The organism is Actinoallomurus acanthiterrae, from assembly GCF_054775715.1.
This window is the reverse complement of the sequence record NZ_BAAHCO010000001.1, coordinates 94,680-113,270: the sequence shown is the minus strand read 5'-3', so window position 1 is coordinate 113,270 and position 18,591 is coordinate 94,680. Positions and strand designations below refer to the sequence as shown.

Annotated in this window: 21 protein-coding genes; 11 read left to right on the top strand and 10 right to left on the bottom strand. The window is 71.8% G+C overall.

Going from position 1 to position 18,591, the window contains the following annotated elements; translation table 11 throughout:
* Nucleotides 1-10: 10 nt before the first annotated feature.
* A complete protein-coding gene (locus ACYVF7_RS00550) occupies nucleotides 11-1,654 on the bottom strand; it encodes an amidohydrolase family protein (RefSeq protein ID WP_460333120.1) in 1,644 nt (547 codons plus the stop codon).
* A gap of 55 nt (nucleotides 1,655-1,709) precedes the next feature.
* On the opposite strand from ACYVF7_RS00550, the gene ACYVF7_RS00545 reads away from it, so the two are divergent.
* Nucleotides 1,710-2,483 (top strand): MerR family transcriptional regulator, encoded by a 774-nt coding sequence (locus ACYVF7_RS00545; protein WP_460333117.1) that lies wholly within the window; start codon nucleotides 1,710-1,712, stop codon nucleotides 2,481-2,483.
* 3 nt (nucleotides 2,484-2,486) lie between these two features.
* On the opposite strand, the gene ACYVF7_RS00540 is transcribed toward ACYVF7_RS00545, so the two are convergent.
* Nucleotides 2,487-2,876, bottom strand: coding sequence for a nuclear transport factor 2 family protein (locus ACYVF7_RS00540; RefSeq protein WP_460333114.1), 390 nt, complete (start codon nucleotides 2,874-2,876; stop codon nucleotides 2,487-2,489).
* An 89-nt stretch (nucleotides 2,877-2,965) separates the two neighbouring features.
* Here ACYVF7_RS00540 and ACYVF7_RS00535 point away from each other — a divergent pair, with 89 nt between their 5' ends.
* Nucleotides 2,966-3,454, top strand: coding sequence for a MarR family winged helix-turn-helix transcriptional regulator (locus ACYVF7_RS00535; RefSeq protein WP_460333111.1), 489 nt, complete (start codon nucleotides 2,966-2,968; stop codon nucleotides 3,452-3,454).
* Here the strand turns inward: ACYVF7_RS00535 and ACYVF7_RS00530 are convergent.
* Complete coding sequence (locus ACYVF7_RS00530) at nucleotides 3,432-4,631, bottom strand: GAF domain-containing sensor histidine kinase (RefSeq protein WP_460333108.1); 1,200 nt, start codon at nucleotides 4,629-4,631, stop codon at nucleotides 3,432-3,434. The genes ACYVF7_RS00535 and ACYVF7_RS00530 overlap by 23 nt on opposite strands.
* A 136-nt stretch (nucleotides 4,632-4,767) precedes the next feature.
* A complete protein-coding gene (locus ACYVF7_RS00525) occupies nucleotides 4,768-5,757 on the bottom strand; it encodes a helix-turn-helix transcriptional regulator (protein WP_460333105.1) in 990 nt (329 codons plus the stop codon).
* A 92-nt stretch (nucleotides 5,758-5,849) separates the two neighbouring features.
* On the opposite strand from ACYVF7_RS00525, the gene ACYVF7_RS00520 reads away from it, so the two are divergent.
* Complete coding sequence (locus tag ACYVF7_RS00520; protein WP_460333102.1) at nucleotides 5,850-6,248, top strand: VOC family protein; 399 nt, start codon at nucleotides 5,850-5,852, stop codon at nucleotides 6,246-6,248.
* Between the two features lie 82 nt (nucleotides 6,249-6,330).
* On the opposite strand, the gene ACYVF7_RS00515 is transcribed toward ACYVF7_RS00520, so the two are convergent.
* From ACYVF7_RS00515 to ACYVF7_RS00505, 3 genes are read right to left on the bottom strand one after another with little or no spacing between them, the layout of a single operon-like run.
* Nucleotides 6,331-6,984 (bottom strand): hypothetical protein, encoded by a 654-nt coding sequence (locus tag ACYVF7_RS00515; protein WP_460333099.1) that lies wholly within the window; start codon nucleotides 6,982-6,984, stop codon nucleotides 6,331-6,333.
* Between the two features lie 19 nt (nucleotides 6,985-7,003).
* Nucleotides 7,004-8,077 (bottom strand): DNA polymerase III subunit beta family protein, encoded by a 1,074-nt coding sequence (locus ACYVF7_RS00510; protein ID WP_460333096.1) that lies wholly within the window; start codon nucleotides 8,075-8,077, stop codon nucleotides 7,004-7,006.
* Between the two features lie 34 nt (nucleotides 8,078-8,111).
* A complete protein-coding gene (locus ACYVF7_RS00505) occupies nucleotides 8,112-8,591 on the bottom strand; it encodes a MarR family winged helix-turn-helix transcriptional regulator (protein WP_460333093.1) in 480 nt (159 codons plus the stop codon).
* Nucleotides 8,592-8,715: 124 nt separating this feature from the next.
* Here ACYVF7_RS00505 and ACYVF7_RS00500 point away from each other — a divergent pair, with 124 nt between their 5' ends.
* Nucleotides 8,716-9,627, top strand: coding sequence for a nitroreductase/quinone reductase family protein (locus ACYVF7_RS00500; RefSeq protein WP_460333090.1), 912 nt, complete (start codon nucleotides 8,716-8,718; stop codon nucleotides 9,625-9,627).
* A 47-nt stretch (nucleotides 9,628-9,674) separates the two neighbouring features.
* A complete protein-coding gene (locus ACYVF7_RS00495; protein WP_460333087.1) occupies nucleotides 9,675-10,415 on the top strand; it encodes a dienelactone hydrolase family protein in 741 nt (246 codons plus the stop codon).
* Between the two features lie 29 nt (nucleotides 10,416-10,444).
* Here the strand turns inward: ACYVF7_RS00495 and ACYVF7_RS00490 are convergent, their stop codons facing one another.
* Nucleotides 10,445-11,317: an alpha/beta fold hydrolase gene (locus tag ACYVF7_RS00490; protein WP_460333084.1), complete on the bottom strand. Its 873-nt coding sequence runs from the start codon at nucleotides 11,315-11,317 to the stop codon at nucleotides 10,445-10,447.
* Between the two features lie 202 nt (nucleotides 11,318-11,519).
* Between ACYVF7_RS00490 and ACYVF7_RS00485 the strand changes: the two genes are divergently transcribed.
* The gene (locus ACYVF7_RS00485) at nucleotides 11,520-12,341 is read left to right on the top strand and encodes an NAD(P)H-binding protein (protein WP_460333082.1); all 822 of its coding nucleotides are present in this window, start codon (nucleotides 11,520-11,522) and stop codon (nucleotides 12,339-12,341) included.
* Nucleotides 12,342-12,685: 344 nt separating this feature from the next.
* A complete protein-coding gene (locus ACYVF7_RS00480; protein WP_460333079.1) occupies nucleotides 12,686-13,102 on the top strand; it encodes a pyridoxamine 5'-phosphate oxidase family protein in 417 nt (138 codons plus the stop codon).
* A 37-nt stretch (nucleotides 13,103-13,139) separates the two neighbouring features.
* On the opposite strand, the gene ACYVF7_RS00475 is transcribed toward ACYVF7_RS00480, so the two are convergent.
* A complete protein-coding gene (locus tag ACYVF7_RS00475) occupies nucleotides 13,140-13,784 on the bottom strand; it encodes a LuxR C-terminal-related transcriptional regulator (RefSeq protein ID WP_460333076.1) in 645 nt (214 codons plus the stop codon).
* Nucleotides 13,772-15,040, bottom strand: a complete 1,269-nt coding sequence (locus tag ACYVF7_RS00470; RefSeq protein ID WP_460333073.1) for a sensor histidine kinase — start codon at nucleotides 15,038-15,040, stop codon at nucleotides 13,772-13,774. Before ACYVF7_RS00470 ends, ACYVF7_RS00475 begins: the two co-directional genes overlap by 13 nt.
* 128 nt (nucleotides 15,041-15,168) lie before the next feature.
* Here ACYVF7_RS00470 and ACYVF7_RS00465 point away from each other — a divergent pair, with 128 nt between their 5' ends.
* The 4 genes from ACYVF7_RS00465 to ACYVF7_RS00450 are packed head-to-tail and all read left to right on the top strand — an operon-like array spanning nucleotide 15,169 to nucleotide 18,585.
* Nucleotides 15,169-15,936 (top strand): ABC transporter ATP-binding protein, encoded by a 768-nt coding sequence (locus ACYVF7_RS00465; protein WP_460333070.1) that lies wholly within the window; start codon nucleotides 15,169-15,171, stop codon nucleotides 15,934-15,936.
* Complete coding sequence (locus ACYVF7_RS00460; protein WP_460333068.1) at nucleotides 15,933-16,763, top strand: hypothetical protein; 831 nt, start codon at nucleotides 15,933-15,935, stop codon at nucleotides 16,761-16,763. Before ACYVF7_RS00465 ends, ACYVF7_RS00460 begins: the two co-directional genes overlap by 4 nt.
* Nucleotides 16,739-18,457 (top strand): FtsX-like permease family protein, encoded by a 1,719-nt coding sequence (locus tag ACYVF7_RS00455; protein WP_460357725.1) that lies wholly within the window; start codon nucleotides 16,739-16,741, stop codon nucleotides 18,455-18,457. Before ACYVF7_RS00460 ends, ACYVF7_RS00455 begins: the two co-directional genes overlap by 25 nt.
* A complete protein-coding gene (locus tag ACYVF7_RS00450) occupies nucleotides 18,454-18,585 on the top strand; it encodes a hypothetical protein (protein ID WP_460333065.1) in 132 nt (43 codons plus the stop codon). The genes ACYVF7_RS00455 and ACYVF7_RS00450 overlap by 4 nt, the downstream gene beginning before the upstream one ends.
* Nucleotides 18,586-18,591: the final 6 nt, after the last annotated feature.

The window sequence follows — 18,591 nt, the reverse complement described above, 5'->3', positions numbered from 1 at the left end:
CACGTGAAGCTCACTCCGAGGGCCGGGTGTAGGACAGGTCGACGTCGTCGAGGTCGAACCACTGCCCGGACGCCGGTTGTTCGGCCATCGGGTCGGTCCAGCGCAGGCGGACGCGGTCGGGGCGTACCTCCAGCAGGCGGGCCTGGCGCCAGGGGGTCTCGTCCACGGGCCGGGCCCACCAGGGCTCGGCCAGGCACGACAGGCCCGTGGTCAGCAGCGTTTCCCTGGCCTCCTCGCGGGAGGTGACCTCGCCGAGCGGGGCGCCGAAGACGGTCATGGCCTGCCAGCCTCCCGCCGCGGGCACCAGCCGGCCGAGCGGCTCGCCGTCGTCCCGGACGACCTGCTCGGGCGCGGGCAGGCCGGGCCAGCGTTCGCGCATCGCCGCGACGATCTTTTCGTTCGTGGCGCGGAGCCAGGTGATGCCGTCGCGCTCGGCCTGGCTGCCCGGGTAGGCGTCGGGTTCGACGCGGCGTCCGGCGACCCACGTGGCGCGCACCTCTTGAGTGGCGTCGACGCGTGCGGTGGGGTCGCCGTCCACCAGGACGAGGTCGGCGCGGCGGCCGACCGCGACCCGGCCACGGTCGGCCAGGCCGAACACCTCGGCGGGCACGGCGGTGGCGGCGGTCAGCGCCTCGGCCGGACTCAGTCCGGCGGCGACCAGGTGCCGCAGCTCGCGGTGCAGGCTCGCACCGAACACCAGCCCCGGGTTGGGCGCGTCGGTGCCGGCCAGCACCGGCACTCCCGCCCGCAGCAGGGCCAGGGTGTTGCGCCGTGCCGCGGCGCCGTCGGGCGGCTGAGGCGGCATCCACCGCCGGGCCTGGCGGTCCAGGACCCTGCGCCACCGCGCGGGCAGCCGCCCGGCCGGCCTCGGCTCGGCCAGCAGCGGCAGGACACCGTCGGGGCCGGGGAATCCGTCGACGACGTCCAGCGTCGCGATCACCGCACAGCCCGCGGCGGCCACGGCGTCCACCTCCTCGTCACTCATGGCGTCGAACGGCGCGTGCGCCAGCACGTCCACGCCGCACCGGGCCACCGTGACCGCCCCGGCGGCCGTCGAGGCGTGCGCGACCACCGGAAGCCCGAGCCGGTGCGCCTCCCGCACCAGGGCCTCGATCGTCGCGGTGTCGAGCGTCGGGATGTCCAGCAGGGCGCCGGCCCCGTTGTCGTAGATGACCTTCAGGTGGGTGGCGCCCTCGCCCACGCGCGCGTCGACGAACGCCGCCGCGTCCGTCGGTTCGCCGACGTAGGGCAGCGGCGCGTACGCCATCGTGGGGTGGCCGCCGGGAGCGGTCGCCCCGATGCCGGATGTCCGCAGGTCGGCCCGCACGGGGCCGACTCCCCGCACGGACGCGCGCACGGCCGCCGTCTCCGGCTCGATGACCTCCGGCTTGCTGAACTGATCGATCACGGTCGTGACGCCGAACACCGCCGCGAGCTGCGTGCAGCCGGGCAGCAGATGGACGTGTGCGTCGATGAGGCCCGGCAGCAGCGTCCCGCCGCGCCCGTCGACCAGGACGTCGCCCTCGGCCGCGATCGAGGCGTCGCCGAGCGCGTCGATCCGCCCGTCGGCGACTCGCACGCAGGTGACGTCGAGGTCGTCACGGCCGTCGAAGACCCGGACGCCGGTGATGGTGAATGGGAGGTGTGTGCTCACCTCCGCGACCCTAGAAGTTGACGTAACGAGAAGGTCCAGCGGTTAACCTGCGGTCATGCGGTACTCCATCAGCCGGGTCGCCCGCATGGCGGGTATCTCGTCCCGGACACTGCGCCACTATCACGACATCGGCATCCTGGTGCCCGCGGACGTGTCGGACAACGGGTACCGCTGGTACGGGCGCGGGGAGCTGTTGCGGTTGCAGCGCATCATGCTGCTGCGCGAACTGGGCATGCCGCTGAGCGACATCGCCGCGGCCCTGGACGGCGCCACCGACGAGCTCACCGCGCTACGGAGACACCGCGAACAACTGGCCGCCGAACGAGACCGCCTCACCCGGGTGCTGGACACCGTCGACCGCACCATCGCCGGCCTGTCCGGAGAACGCCTCATGCGCGATGAGGAGTTCTTCAGCGGACTGGCCGAGGCCAAGGACCGGCTGCGCCAGGATCTGCGCGTGAGATACGGCACGGCGGCCGAGAGTCACGTCGCCGACGCCGAGCACGTCACCCGCCACTGGACCCGCGCCGACTACGAGGACGCCGCCGAGCAGGGGAAACGCCTGTACATCCGCATGGCCGAGGCCCGTCGGCGCGGAGCGCCTCCGGACGCGCCCGAGGCACTGGACCTGGTCGCCGAGCACTATCAGGGTGTGCGCGCCCTCTGGCCCGCCGACGCCGCCGCCTACCACGCTCTGGCCGATCTGATCACGGACAATCCCGAGCAGCGCGCCATCGTCGCCGCCGTCGACCCCGACCTGCCGCCGTGGCTCGCCGAGGCCGTGCGCGCCTACGCCGTACAGCGCCTCGGACTCCGGAGGCCGACGTGAGCGTCAGGCCGGGGAGAACTCCCAGATCGGGCTGGCCGCCACCCGGGAGAGCCGCCATCCGCCGGGGGTGCGGACGGCCTCGAGCCGGTACCGCTCGCCGAGGATCCGCTGTCCCGTGGGTGCCGCGAAGACGACGAGGAGGTTGGCGTCGATGGCGGCATGGTCGCCGTCCACCTCGATGCGGGGGTTGGTGATGAAGTGCTGGGTCGCCACGTCGGCCGGGTGCGATCGGCGAGCCTGCGCGGCGAGGGCGTCGACGCCGTGCACCGTGCCGCCCAGGGTGTCGGCGGTCGCGTCCTCGGTGAAGATCGTGCGCGCCTCGTCGAATCGCTTCTCGTCCAGCCAGAGTCCGAGACGGGTGACCAGGGCGGAGAGCTCGACATGGTCGGTCATGACACACCTCAATTCATTGGCGTAACCAACATTGGCGCGGCCAACAATAGCACCATTCATTGGTACGGCCAACGGCTAGACTGCGCCCCATGACAGGCGACGAAACGACGCCCACCCGCCTGCGGCAGGCGCCCAGCTGGCTGCTCGGCCAGGCCTCGATCCACAGCGGCCGGCTGGTGTCCGAGCACTTCGCCGCCGCCGACGCGCGGGGCTACCACTACCGGCTGCTCGCCGCCCTGCAGGAGTTCGGCCCGGCGAGCCAGGCCGAGCTCGGCCGCCGCACCGGCATCGACCGCAGCGACGTCGTCGCGGCACTGAACGAACTCGCCGAGAAGAAGCTGATCGAACGCTCACCGGACCCGGACGACCGCCGGCGGAACATCATCACGATCACCACCGCCGGCCGCGACCGCCTCGAGCACCTCACCGCCGTCCTGACCGAGATCCAGGACGCCCTCCTCGCCCCTCTCGGCACCCGAACGCGAGCAGCTGACGGCCCTGCTGCGCCGGATCGTCGACCACCACACGGCCCGCCGCTGACGTTCCGCGCGGCGATCACGCGGAACACGGAAGCGTGACGGACAGCGACGTCCCTTCCCCGACCGGGCTCTCGACCTGAAGAGACCCGCCGAGCACCTCGACCCGTTTCTTGAGCGCGGCGAGCCCGGACTCATCGTGCAGAGGATGGGCGCCGCCGACACCGTCATCGCTGATCGACAGCCGGACGCCCTCGCCGTCCTTGGTGAGATCGATGCGGACCGCGGAGGCGTGGGCGTGCCTGATCGCGTTCAGCAGCGCCTCGGCCACGATCTGATAGACCGTCATCTCGACCCGGTCGGTCAGCTCCTGACCGGTCGGAACGTTGAGGTCGACGGGCACCGGGCAGCGACGGGCGAGCGCCTTGAGGGTGGCCGTCAAGCCGCCTCTCGCCGGGCCCACGGAGAGCAGGTCCGTGGAAACCTGCCGAAGCCGGCCGTCGATCGCCGACGCCTCATCGGCGAACCGCGACAGGCGTCGCCGGAGCCCCTCATCCGCGATCCCGGCCTGCGCCTCCCGGAGCTGCCGGGTGAGCGCCTCCAGACACTGCCGTGGTCCGTCGCTCAAGTCCGCCGCGACGCTCCGGCGTACCGCGTCGGCCGCCGTGACCATGCGGGCGTGGCAGGCGATGAGCTCCGCGCGGGCGTCGGCCTGCGCGACCGCGCAGTTCAGCAGTTGCACGAACTCGGACATGGTCTGTTCGGCGTCATCGGGTGGCGGGTTGGTCTCCCGGTACAGCGTGGTGATCACCCCCCACAGCCGGCCCTCGACCGTGATGGGCCCGGAAACGCCGACTCCCAGGCCATGTGCCCTGGCCCAGGGACCGAGATCACTCTCGATGGAGGCCATCGTCCGGCGCGCCGGCCATCCCGTCTCCAGCACGGCGCCCGCCGGCGTGTCGGGTGCGACGGCCCAGCGGCCTCCGAAGGGAGCGTCGAGTTCCGGAAGGCCGGGGCTGCTCCACTTGGCGACCAGGGTGAGCGTCCGGTCTTCCCGGTAACGCGTGATCGACGTGTAGTCCGCGCCGAGCAGCCCGCCCATCTCACCGGCCGCCGCCGTGAAGACCGCCGACGGTGAGGCGCCTTCGGCCACCAGCGTCGCGACGCGCCGAAAGGCTCCCTCGCGCTCCATGATCCGCGGGAGCTCGTCACGACCTGACCCTGGGGCGTACAGCCGATCCCAGATCATCCCCAGCTGACGAAGCAGTCTCCTCGGCACGGCCATCATCCCTGGCGTGCAGCTGCCATGGTCCCCTCCCAAGCCGGCGTGACCTGCGAATCCGGGCTGGTCACCCAGCGTATAACCACATCGGCGGAGGCCGGATGGCCGACCTCGAACCGGGTGTGCCACCCTGTCAGGCTTGGCGGGCGTGGAACGCGAGGCGATCGGCGAGCGCGATGACGCGATCGCGCAGTTCATCGGGGCGCTCGATGACGAACGGCCGGTCGAGTGAGGCGAGCACCGGAGGCAGCCAGTCGAGCCGCTCCGCCCGTAGCTCGACCCGCAGCCAGCGCTCGGTCGCCCGGTCCTCGCCTGCCGTGGTCGTAAGCTCCTCCAGGCTCGCGACGCTGGCGGGAAGGTGGGCGCGGATCTGCTCAACCGTCCCGTGGATCCGCAAGGTCACCTCATGCCGGTACTCAGCCGTGGCGAACCCTGACAACACGCGCTGTGCCGGACTCGGACCCACCGGCGCTTCGAATGAACCGGGCAGGGCCCTCGCGTCCGCGATGCGATCGAGCCGGAAGGTTCGGTCCTCGCCGTTCCGGGCGTCCTTGCCCGTGACGTACCACCGGCCTGAATGGGCGACGATCCCGTACGCGTGCAGCGTGCGTTCGCTGCGCCGTCCGTCGCGGTCGGTGTAGCGGATCGAGACCGGTCTACGGTGGCGCACCGCATCGGCGATGGTGAGGAGGACCCCGGCGTCCGGGGTGTCGAACTCCCCGGGCTGATCCGTGAAGGCGAGAGCCTCCAGGAGTGTGTCGAGCCGACGGGCGATGTGCTTGGGCAGCACCCGCCGGATCTTCGCCGACGCGGTCTCACTCGCCGTGTGCTCCGTCGTCGTCAACCCTGCTCGGCGGCCGGCGACCAGACCGAGCAGCACGGCCAGCGCCTCGTCGTCGCTGAGCATGAGCGGAGGCAAACGGTAGCCGGGGGCGAGCCGGTACCCGCCGTAGCGGCCGCGCACCGATTCCACAGGCACGTCCAGGTCGATCAGCTGGTCCACATACCGCCGCACGGTGCGCCCTTCGACGCCGAGTCGGTCGGCGAGTTCGGCCACCGTCCGGGTGCCGCCCGACTGCAGCAGCTCCAGGAGTGTCAGCACGCGGCCAGTGGGTCGAGACATGTGCACAGCCTACGTAAATAGGGGACCGATTCTGTCCACTATTTCGCCTAACCTGCGAAGTGCACGACTTCAGCACGGCCAAGGAGATCACCATGAACTTCGTCTCGATCCGGATCATCACCAGCGACGTAGCGCGCCTCGTCGAGTTCTACGAGCGCGCCACAGGAGTGCCGGCGATGTGGGCCACGGAGGACTTCGCCGAGCTCAAGACCCCGAACGCCACCCTCGCGATCGCCAGCACTCGCACCGTCCCGCTGTTCGCCCCGGGCTCTGCCCGCCCGGCGGACAACCACAGCGTGATCACCGAGTTCCTCGTCGACGACGTGGACCGCGTCCACCAGAACCTGACCGGCTTCGTCACCGACTTCGTCACCGAGCCCACCACAATGCCCTGGGGCAACCGGTCGCTGCTCTTCCGCGACCCTGACGGCAACCTCGTCAACTTCTTCACCCCCGTCACCCCGGCGGCCATCGAAAAGTTCGCCCGTTGACGCCACGCACAGCCGCTCACACGGGAGCCCTGAGCTCCCATGAACGCGGCCGCCGAGTCCAGAAGCGCCGACGGTGGTCTCGTCAGGGGATGGGGGACAAGGCGGCGATCGCCTGGCCGATGGCGGTCTGGTCGTCGTCCGGTAGCCATCTCGCCGCGTGGACCATGTGCAGGGCCGTCGTCAGGCGGACGCGGTCGGCGTCGGTCCCCAGGTCACCCAGGTAGGCGGGCAGGATCAGGCCGAGAGCCTTGAGGTCGGCGCGGGCGCAGAGCCGGGCCAGCAGGTCCGGCAGGAGGTCGTCGGCGGCGCGGTGCTCCAGGCCGCCGGTCGAGCGCAGGCCCTCGGCGATCGCGAATCGGTTCCAGTCGCCGTACTGGCCCTGGGGCGCGTCGTCGACGCACGCGGCGGCGAGGAGGAAGTGTTCGCGCGCCGCGGGGAGGTCGCCGAGGTCGCGGTACGCCGTTCCCAGGTTGATGTGCAGGGACGGGTAGAAGCCGCGGACGCGCTCGTCGCCGACCTTGTCCGCGCGGGCGAGGCACTCCCGGTTCCAGCGGAGCGTGTCCTCGGGGGTCGGCTGGTGCCGGGCGAGGTAGTGCGCGGCGACGCAGGCCTCGTAGTCGTCGGTGGCCGTCTCCCAGGCCTTCTCGAAGAGGTCACGGGCGTCGGCGGCTCTGCCGTCGGCCTCCGCGCGCATGCCTTCCGCGCACAGCCGTACGACCGGATTGTCCGGGTTCATGGTTCCCTTTCGCGTGGGCTCAGGCGCCGGTGGTGTCGTGGACCGGCATGACCACGGTGGTGAAGCCGCCCTGGTCGGCGGAGCGGACGACGACCGGGTGCGTCGCCGAGGAGATCTCCAGCAGCACGTCGGGGCCCACACTGGCGTCGACCGCCGGAAGGAGCACCGCCGGGTCGAAGGCGATCCGCACCGGCGGTCCCGTGCGGATGGCACGGAGCGGGGTCTCGTGCGGTCCACGGCGTACGACCAGGCCGTGCCCGTCGTCCGACCAGAAGGTGACCGGCCCGTCGGCGTCCCGCGCGAGCGCCGTACGGAGGGCGTCCCGCTCGATGATCAACCGATGCCGGGCGGCCGGGAGGTCGTCGAGGATGACCCGGTAGGAGGGGAACGTCCCGTCCGTCACCGGGATCACCCGACGGTCGCCGTCGCCGTACACCCGGGCGCCCCGGCCGTCGATCTCGAGGCCGACCTCCGGCAGCCGTACGGCCCAGGACGCGATCTCCGCCAGCGCGGCGGTGTCGACCAGTGTCTGGTGCGGGCCACCGGTGACGACGCTCGGGCGCAGCGCGCGGACGGCCAGCCGGTACCGGTCGGTGGCCACCAGGCGCACCTCCTGCCCGGCGATCTCGACCAGCACGCAGCCGAGCACCGGGAACTCCTCCCGGGCCTCCCCTCGGGCCGCCGACGGAACGACCTGCCGGACCGCGCCGGCCAGTTCGGGGCCGCCGACGCGGGCCTCCGCGCCTCCCGGGGAGCCGGAGAGGTCGCGGAGGACGGCGTCGATCGCCGCCTGGGCCGCCGCGGCCGTCTCGCGGGTCCGGCGCGCGTGTTCGGCCAGGACGGCGCGGGCCTCTCCGGGATCGCCGTCGAGCACGGCCGAGGCGTCGACCAGCGGCAGCCCGGCCTCGCGGAGCCGCCGTACGAGGACGGCGCGGGACTCCTGGTCCGGGGCGTAGTACCGGTATCCCGTCGCGCCGTCCACGTGGGCGGGTGGCAGGAGGCCGCAGTCGTCGTAGAACCGCAGGGCGCTCGGGCTCAGCCCCACCCGGCGGGCGAAGGCCCCGATGCTCACCAGTGCTCCGGTGTCGTCCATGGCGGCCATCGTGGGCCTTCGACCCGCTTGAAGGTCAACCGCCCTCGGCGGAGCCGGAGGCGCCGGCCTCGTACGTCTCGATGGTCCGGACGAACAGCGCGCGCTCTTCCGGGGACAGCGGCTCGAACGCGGAGCGCCAGGCCGTGGCCCCGCCGGCGAGCCAGCTCTCGATCGCCGCGCGGGTCTCGAGGTCCTCGGTGAGGTCCACGATCGTACGCCGGGCGTCGCCGGGGTCGGAGCGGCGCTGCAGGACGCCCTGCTTGGTCAGGTCGCTGACCATGAGGCTGACGGTGGTCGGGGCGACCTGCAGCCGGGCGGCGAGCTCACCGACCACCATCGGCCCGTCGAACAGCAGGTACGACAGCAGCGACAGGTGCCGTGGCGCGAGGTTGAAGGACCGCAGTCGTTCGGGGATCGGGGTGCGCTTCAGCCGCGCGGCCAGACGTGGCATCAGCAGCAGCATGGCCCGGACCGCCTCGTCCGCGCCCAGGCCGGCTTCCGGATCCGTTGACATCCCCGCGATCACCCATATACGTTTGCGATCAAATCATATTTGCTTTCAAAGCAAACATTGCTTTTAAAGCAAACACTTCCTCGGCAGCCACACCGTACCGGACACCCCTCCGGTGGAGGTCTCCATGAACGCGACGCCCTCGGAAACAGCGAGCTTCAACCAACGGATCATCCAGGAGTTCCGCGCGAACAACGGCCAGGTCGGAGGGATGTTCGACGGCGTACCGCTCGTGCTGATCACCACGGCGGGCCGGAAGACCGGACGACCCCGCACCACCCCGGTCGTCCACCTGCGCGACGGAGACCGCCACCTCGTCTTCGGCTCCAACGCCGGCAGCTCGCAACACCCGCAGTGGTACCACAACATCGTGGCGAACCCGCAGGTCACGCTCGAGATCGGCACCGCGGGCGGCGTCCGCGCGCTCGCGACCCGGGCGGTCGTCCTCGACGGCGAGGAGCGGGACCACTGGTACGAACGCCAGTGCGCGATCGAACCCGGCTTCCGCGCATACCAGGAGAAGACCGTCCGTACGATCCCCGTGGTCGCCCTGCACCCCCTCGACTTGTCCGCCGACCCCGCGCGCAACCGGATGATCGGTGAGCAGCTGATCCGGCACCACGAGGATCTGCGTGCCGAACTGCGCGACGTACGGGCGCGGATCGACGAGCTGCTCGCCGGAGGGCCACAGGCCGCGCCTTCAGCGGACCTGGCCGCCCAGCTGCGCCGGCACTGCCTGACCTTCTGTTACGGCCTGCACCTGCACCACACCCGGGAGAACGGCGCGTTCTCTGCGTTCGAGGAGGAGTTCCCCGACCTCGTACCCGTCATCGAACGGCTGCGGGCCGAGCATCGGGTCATGGAGAAGGCCCTGACCGAGCTCGAGACGCTCCTCGGCGACGAGCCGGCGGATGACCTGGAACACCTCCGCGACGAGCTCGACCGAGTGGTCGCCGGGCTGGAAGAGCACTTCGCCGCCGAAGAGGCGAGCCTCCTCCCCGCGGTCGGCGTGACACCTCCGCGCCGAGACGGACGCTGATACGTTTTCACGCGACCGGCGCTGACGAGCCGAGCGGAGGCAGCGCGATGGGACGCCTGAGCGTTCGGATTTCCACTCCCGACGGGCAGAGCGACGGAACCCTCCACGTCCCCGACGGGGACGGCGCGGCACCGGGCGTGCTGGTCTTCCCCGACGCCGGCGGAGCGCGCGAGACGATCCGGCGGCTCGGCGACCACCTCGCGAGCATGGGCTACGTCGCGTTGGTCCCGGACATCTACTACCGCGCCGGCGAGTGGCGACCGTTCGACGTGGCCACCCTCTTCACCGACAAGGACGAGCGGGCGCGGCTGGCCGGCCTCACGAGCGTGCTCACCAATGACCGGATCATCGCTGATTCCGAGGCCTACGCGGATTTCCTGCTGGCACGTCCGGAAGTGACGGGATCCGCGATCGGCACCACCGGCTACTGCCTGGGCGGCCGCCTGTCGCTCATCACCGCGGGCGGGCTCGGGCGCAAGGTCGCCGTGGCCGCGTCGTTCCACGGTGGCCGCCTCGCCGTCGCCGACGACCAGTCGAGCCCGCATCTCGCGGCGGACCGCATCACCGCCACGGTCTATGTGGGCGCCGCCAAAGACGACAGGTCGTTCACCGCCGAGCAGGCCGACCTACTGGAGAGTGCGCTGACGAGCGCCGGAGTCGAGCACACCGTGGAGTTCTACGACGCTCATCACGGATTCGCGGTGCCGGACAATCCGACCTACGACGCGGAAGCGGACGCCCGGCACTGGGAAGCGCTCCAGGAGCTCTACCGCGCCCATCTGCGTTAGGCGTTGAGGACCACAGGGCACGCTCGTCATCACGCGCTTGGCTTGACGTTGGCGAGGAAGCCTCGGATCAACGTGGCCACCTCCTCGGCGGCGCTTTCCAGCAGGAAGTGACCGCCGTCGAGCAGATGGATCTCGGCATCGGGGAGATCCTGGGCGAACGCGCGGGCCCCGTCCGGGCCGAAGATCGGGTCACCGCGACCCCACACGGCCAGCAGCGGCACCTGCCCGGTGCGGAAGTACTCGTGCAGGCGGGGGTAGAGCGGCGGATTGGTCGCGTAGTCGAGGAACAGCTTCAGCTGGATCTCATCGTTGCCCGGACGCGAGAGCAGCGCGAAATCGTGATGCCACGTGTCGGGACTGACCAGCGTCTCGTCGGGAACCCCGATGACGTACTGCCACCTGGTGACATCGAGCGTGAACGCCTGCCGGATGGCGCTCTCGGTCTCCGGCGTCTGCTCGCGCTGATAGTCCCAGATCGTCTTCCAGAAGCTCTCGACGAACCCGGCGTCATAGCCGTTGCCGTTCTGGCTGACGATGGCGGTGATCGCCTCCGGGCGCCGCAGAGCCAGCCGCCACCCGATCGGTGCGCCGTAGTCCTGGACGTAGATGGCGTACCGGACGACACCGAGGTCGGCGAGCAGTCCTTCGGTGAGGTCGGTGAGCGCATCGAAGGTGTAGTCGAACTCCTCGATCCTCGGCATGTCGGACAGACCGAACCCAAGGTGATCCGGAGCGATGACGCGGTAGCGGTCGGACAGCAACGGGATGAGGTCGCGGAACATGAACGAGCTGGCCGGGAAGCCGTGGAGCAGCACGATCACAGGAGCGTCCGCGGGGCCGGCCTCCCGGTAGAAGAGCCGCCGACCGCGGACCGTGCCGTACCGATGGTGAACAGCCGCCATCGCTCCCCCCGGATCGAGCCGTTGACGAACCATCGTCACCCTTACCCCGGATGACGAGCTCGCTCACCCGGGTGAGCCACGCGTGCTGCGGACGGCGCGCTTTGAGTCAGTTATCCAACTAACAGTGGACAGTCACCGCTCGAGTGGTTATGGTCTTCTTAGTTAGTCAACTGACTCACTCGCGAAACGCAAGGAGATAGTCATGATCGTGGTTACGGGAGCGACCGGGAACGTCGGTGGACGGCTCGTCCACCTGCTCGCGACGGCAGGCGAGCAGGTGACGGCGGTCTCACGGCGCGCCCCGGCTGCCGGCCTGCCGGAAGGGGCCCGGCACGTGCCGGGCGACCTGGACGACCCGGCGAGCCTCAAGCCGGCGCTCGAGGGAGCCGACGCGCTCTTCCTCCTCGTCGCCGGAGGCGACCCGCAGGGCATCGTCGACGTCGCGAAGGGCGCCGGTCTGCGCCGGATCATCCTGCTGTCCTCTCAGGGCGCGGGCACCCGGCCGGAGGCCTACCGTCACCCCCGCGCCTTCGAGGACGCCGTACGGGAGTCGGGCCTGACCTGGACGATCCTCCGGCCCGGCGGGTTCGATTCCAACGCCTACGCGTGGGCCGAGACGGTGCGCTCGGAGCGAATGGCCGCCGCGCCGTTCGGCGACATCGGCCTGCCGACCGTCGACCCGGACGACATCGCCGAGGTCGCGGCCGGGGTCCTGCTCGAGGAGGGGCACGCCGGCCGGACGTACGAGCTCACCGGGCCGGCACCGACCACGCCCCGCGAGCGCGCCCAGGCGATCGCGGACGCGCTCGGGAGTCCCGTGCGGTTCGTCGAGCAGACCCGCGCGGAGGCCCGGGCGCAGATGCTGCAGTTCATGCCCGAACCCGTGGTGGAGGGCACGCTGGCCATCCTCGGCGAGCCGCTGCCCGCCGAGCAGCGCGTGAGCCCCGACATCGAGCACGTCCTCGGCCGCCCGCCCCGCTCGTTCGCCGACTGGGCGGCCCGCAACGTCGCCGCATTCCGCTGACACGGGTCCCGCGCCCGTACCGGCGGTGACGTCGCCGCCGCCCGCTGCGGCCGGATCCCGCCCACAGCGTCGCCGCATTCCGCTGACACGGGGCCCGCGCCCGTACCGGCGGTGATGTCGCCCCTGCGGCCGGATCCCGCCCACAGCGTCGCCGCCCCCGGCTGACGTCGGGTGCCGCACCTGCCGCATCGTCGCCTGTCGCTGAGACCGGATCTCGCGCCGTGCCCGCCCGGTACGGGCGCGAGACCGGTCACGGCCGCACGCGCCGGCCCGGCGTGAGCCCGCTCATCCGTCTCTCCGGCCGGAGGCCGAACCCGGCTCCGGCCCGTCAGGAAGGAACCTCCATGACCGCTCGCGGGACCCGGCGCCGAAGCACCGCGCCCCCGCCACTGCCCTCCTCCGCCGAGGCCTTCCTCACCGAGCCGCACCTGGGCACGCTGACGACCGTGCGCCCCGACGGCACGCCGCACGTCGCACCCGTACGGTTCACCTGGGACGGCGCGACCGTACGGGTCATGACCGTCGCGTCGCGCCGCAAGGCCGCGAACCTCGTCGCCGACCCCGCCGGCCGCGCCGCGATCTGTCAGGTGGTGGGTTCGCGCTGGATCACGCTCGAGGGCTCGGCGACCGTGTCCGACGATCCGCGGCGGCTGGCCGACGGCATACGCCGATACGCCGACCGCTATGGAGCGCCACCGCCCGCTCTCCCCGGCCTCGTCGCGATCGAGATCACGGTGGACCGGGTCATGGGCCTGTACTGAGATCTCCCGGCGCGGTGGCCGCCCACGATGGACGGCGTCAAGCGCTGAGGTAGGTCAGGACGGCGAGGACGCGGCGGTGGCCGCTGCCGTCGGGGTGCAGGCCGAGCTTGTCGAAGATGTTGCCGATGTGCTTGTTCACCGAGCCGTGGCTGACGGAAAGGTGCTCGGCGATCTCCGCGTTGGCGTGCCCTTCGGCCATGAGGGACAGCACCTCGCGTTCCCGGGGGGTGAGGGTGCGCAGCGGATCGTCGGCCTTCCGGCGGACCAGCAACTGGGCGATCACCTCCGGGTCCATGACGGTGCCGCCGTCGGCGACGCGGCGTAGCGCGTCGACGAACTCGGTCACCTTGCCGACCCGTTCCTTGAGGAGGTAGCCGACGCCGGCGCCGCCGTCGGACAGGAGGTCGACGGCGTGGCTGTCCTCGACGTGCGCGGACAGCACGAGCACCGGAAGGCCCGGATGGATCCGGCGCGCCTCCACCGCGGCGCGCAGCCCTTCGTCGCGATGGGTCGGCGGCAGGCGTACGTCCATGACGAGTGCGTCGGGGCGGTCATCGGCGATGGCGGCCAGCAGGTCGTCGGCGTTGTCGACGGCGGCGGTCACGTCGATGCCCTCGGTCTCCAGCAGGAGTACCAGGCCTTCGCGCAGCAGTGCGTCGTCCTCGGTGATCACGACCCGCATGGCAGCTCCACTCGTAGTGCGGTCGGCCCGCCTGGCGGGCTGAGCAGTTCGGTGCGGCCGTCGAGGGCGGCGACCCGCCGGCGGATGCCGGCGAGCCCGCTGCCGCCGTGCTCGTCGGCGCCGCCGTGGCCGTCGTCGGTCACCTCGATGACCAGTGTTCCGTCGCGTCCGGTCAGCCGTACGACGGTCTGCCGGGCGCCGCTGTGCTTGGCGACGTTGGTCAGCGCCTCGGCGATCGAAAAGTATGCCGCCGCTTCCACGGCGGCCGGAGCACGTGGAACGTCGGCGGTCTCCAGGACGCACGGGATCGGGCAGTGTGCGGCCAGCGCCGCGACGGCGCCGTCCAGGCCACGTTCGTCGAGGATGGGCGGATAGATGGCGCGGACGACCTGGCGCATGTGCGCCAGCGCGTCATTGGCGGCGTTCTGGGCTCGTGACGCGAGCGCGCGCTGGTTCTCCGGTGCGGCCTCCAGGGCCCGCTCGAGGATGCCGAGCTGCATCACGACGGCCACCAGGCGGTTCTGTGTCCCATCGTGCAGGTCGCGCTCGAGACGCCGGAGTTCGGCGGCGTGCGCCTCCAGCGCCGCCGCACGCGTGGCGGTGAGTTCGGTGACCCTCTCGCTCAGCCGCATCCGGTCGGTGGGCCGCAGCAGGGCCCGGCCCACGCGCGCGTCGAGGCGGGCCAGCCGGGGCAGGATGACCAGGCCGAGAGCGGCGTAGCCGACGGCGACGAACGGCGTGGTCAGCGCCGCCGGCCATGAGTCGACCGGGAGCCCGATGACGGACGGTGGGCTGCCCGGTATCGCCCACCACCACAGCGGCATGGTCGCGGCGTTGAGCGCGGCGAGTGGCAGGCCCAGCGCGAGGTAGCCGCCGACCGTCCCGGTGAGGCCGTGGACCGCGAGCCAGGCCAGGTCGCGGCCTGTCGCGGGATCGCCCAGCACGCTTCGCAGACGTGCCGCGAAGCCCCCCTCCACGCTCCGGTACTGATCGGGTACGGGCGTATCCAGGAACGCGGCGGCACGGCGCCGTTCGGTCCCGGCCAGGCGCCGCACCCCGGCCACGGCGGCGGGCAGCGCCGGCAGGCCGATACCGATCAGCGACAGCGCCCCGACCAGCAGGAGTCCGATCAGGGCGAACAGCGCCAGCAGGCCGGTCCCGAAGCCGACGAACAGGTACCGCATCGTGGACCGGATGGACGCGGCGGTCGCCGGCCACCATGAAGCCGGCCGCCGCCCGCCCTCAGTACTGATCACTGCTTCATTCTCGCCGCCCCGCCCGGGGGTGGTGCCGGCTCCACCATCGGAGCCCCCACGCGCCACACCTCGAAGACACCCGTGCACGGGCTGTCCGGGCCCATCACCCGGACCGTACGTTCACGCAGGTGAGCGAAGTTCCAATGGGCGAGCCGACGCACGAGGACGCCGTGGCCGCCGTACGGATGCGGGACGTTCGAAAGATCTACGGCCGGGGTGACGGAGCCGTCACCGCGCTGGCGGGCGTCACATACGCCGTCGCGCGCGGCGACTTCATCGCCATCATGGGGCCGTCGGGATCGGGCAAGAGCACGTTCCTCAACTGCGCCGCGGGCCTCGACCGTCCCAGCGCCGGTGAGGTGCTGCTGGGCGAGACCGACCTGTCGGACCTGGACGAGACCGGGCTGACCGCGTTGCGCCGGGAACGGATCGGCTTCATCTTCCAGGCGTACAACCTGATCGACGCGCTCGACGTCGCCGACAACATCACGCTTCCGCTGCGGCTGGCGGACCGGCCCGCCGACCGGCGGTGGCTGGCGGAGATCCTCGAGCGGGTAGGGCTGACCGACCGGCGACGCCACCGTCCCGCGGAGCTGTCCGGCGGCCAGCGGCAGCGCGTCGCGATCGCCCGGGCGCTGATCACCAGGCCGGACGTGGTCTTCGCCGACGAGCCCACCGGCGCGCTGGACACCCGGTCCGGGCGCCAGGTCCTGACTCTCCTGCGGCACCTCGTGGACGCGCTCGGCCAGACCGTGGTGATGGTGACCCACGATCCGGTCGCCGCGTCCTACGCCCGGCGGGTCGTGTTCCTGGCCGACGGACGGCTGGCCGGGCACCTGGACGCGCCGACTCCCGAACGTGTGGCGACGGCGATGACCCGCCTCGGGGAGTGGTGACCGTGCTGGACCTGGCCTGGAAGATGATCCGGGCGCACCGCGGCGGGCTCGTGGGCACGTTCGTCGCCCTGCTCGGCGCATCGGCCCTGATCACCGCCTGCGGGATCATCCTGCAGTCGGGGCTGAGCCCCGGTGTCGCACCTCAGCGGTACGCGGGTGCGGCGGTCGTCGTCGGTGGGCCGGCGAACGTCGCGGTGACGCGGAACGGCAAGACGAAGCACAAGCCGCTGACCGAGCGGGCCACGCTGCCCGTCGTTCTCGTGGACCGGGTGGCGCAGGTCCGAGGCGTGCGCACGGCGATCGGGGACGTGAGCTTTCCCGCCGAGGTGATCGACCGGCACGGTGAACCCGTCACCGCCGGGGACGGGTCACTCGGGCACGGCTGGGCCTCCGCGGCCCTGACTCCGGTCACGCTGGCCTCCGGACACCCGCCCACCACCGTCGGCGAGGTCGTGCTCGACGCGGTTCTCGCCCGCCGGGCGCGCGTGACCTCCGGTGACCGGATCCAGGTCATGGCCGGCAGCGCACCGGCGACCTACCAGGTGAGCGGCGTCGCCAGGTCACGTGGCGCGGACCGGCGCCCGGCCCTGTTCTTCGCCGACCCGGAAGCCGAACGGATCGCCGGCCGCCCGGAACCGTCGACGCCATCGGCGTGCTGGCCGCGCCGCACGCCGACACCGGCGCCCTCGCGCAACGCGTCGGCAAGGCCCTGCGCGGCACCCGTGTCACGGTCGCCACCGGCGCGGCCCGCAGCCGCGTCGAGTTCCACGACGTACGGCAGGCCCGCAGCGACCTTCAGGAGATGGCCGGAGCACTCACCGGCATGATCATCTTGGTCACGGTGCTGGTCGTCGCGAGCACGCTCACCCTCACGTTCCATCGGCGGCGACGCGAGATCGCGTTGCTGCGCGCCATCGCGGCCACCCCACGGCAGATCAGCAAGATGATCGCCGCGGAAGTCCTCGTCGTGTCGCTCATCGCGGCGGTGCTCGGCTGGGTCCCAGGCGTCGCCGTGGCGTTCCTGCTGAAGGGCGCTCTGGGAGCCGCCGGGGTGATCCCCGCCGACTTCGCGTTCTCGGCCGGCCCGCTGCCCGTCCTCGTCGCGCTGGTGACCTGCGTCGGCGTCGCCGAACTGGCCGCGTGGACCGTGATCCGCCGGGCCGTGCGCGTCCGTCCCGTCGAGGCGCTCGGCGAGGCCGCGCTGGAGCAGGGCGCCATCGGTGGTGCCCGTGTCGTGGCCGGTCTCGGGCTCCTGCTGGTCGGCGGCGCCGCCTCCCTACTCCCGCTGTTCTTCGGGAGCGTGTTCGCGGTCGCGGGGGCCGGTTCGGGCGGGCTGATCATGATCATCGCCGTGGCCCTGCTCGGCCCGCCCGTCGTCAGGGCCTCGACACGGGTGCTGGCGGGACCGCTGCGGCGCTCGTTCGGCACGCCCGGCCACCTCGCGGTGGCGAGCGCGCGGGCCTCGTCGCGACGACTGGCGGCGGCGATCTCACCGCTGATCCTCGTCGTCGGCTTCGCCCTCATCCAGCTCGGCCTGCCCACGACCATGGCCGCCGCCGCCCACCGGGACGCCATCCACGGGCTCCTCGCCGACCGGACCCTCGCGCGTAAGGGAGGAGTCCCGTGGGATGCCGTCGAGGCGGCCCGGAACGCCCCCGGCGTGCTGGCGGCCACGCCGGTCGTCCGCTCCACCGTCTACGCGGCGATCACCATGCTGGGCGACCCGGAAGTCTTCGAATACCAGGCCCAGGGCATCGACACGAGGGGAGTCGACCGCACGCTCGACCTCGGCGTTCAGTCCGGGAAACTCGGTGACCTCACCGGCGGAACGGTCGCGATCAGCCGAGCCGCCGCAGGCACGCTCGGCGCCCGCGTCGGCTCCACCGTCCGGCTCCACCTCGGCGACGGCTCACCCATCACCCCGCGCGTCATCGCCGTCTACCGCCGCGGAGCGGGTTTCGGCGACATCACGCTGCCCCACCAGGACCTACTGCCCCACACCACCGGCCGGATCGACGAGGCCGTCCTGGTCCGCGCACGCGCCGGCACCTCACTCGGCGAACTCCAGCGACGCTACCCCGGCCTCACGGTCCAGGACCGCGACGACATCGCGGCGGCGCAGCGATCACAGCAGGACGGCACCATCCTCACCAGCGCACTGCCCCTGCTGATGGTCTTCGGCTACATCGCCGTGGCCGTCACCAACGCCCTCGCCCTCGCCGTCACCGGCCGAACCCGCGAATTCGCGCTGCTCCGCCTCATCGGCACCACCCGCAGCCAGGTCATGCGGATGATGCGCGCCGAAGCCGTACTGGTCGCCGTGACGGCCATCGTCATCGGGACCGCCGTGCCACTGCTGCCCCTGGCCACGATCAGCTACGGCCTCACCGGCGACCCCGTGCCGTACCTCCCGCCGTTGCTGTACGCGGCGATCGCGGGCGGTGCGTCCGTCCTCGGCACCCTCTCCATCCTCATCCCGGCCCGAATCGCCCTGCGATCCCACCCGAAGGAGTCACTGTGAACGAAGAGAAGAACACCGACGGCCGCTCCGAATGGACACCGCCGAAGGAACGCCGGATATGGCCGTGGATCCTGCTCATCGTGGTCATCGTCGGGGTGGTGATAAACGTCGCTCTGACCGCCGGATGACGACGT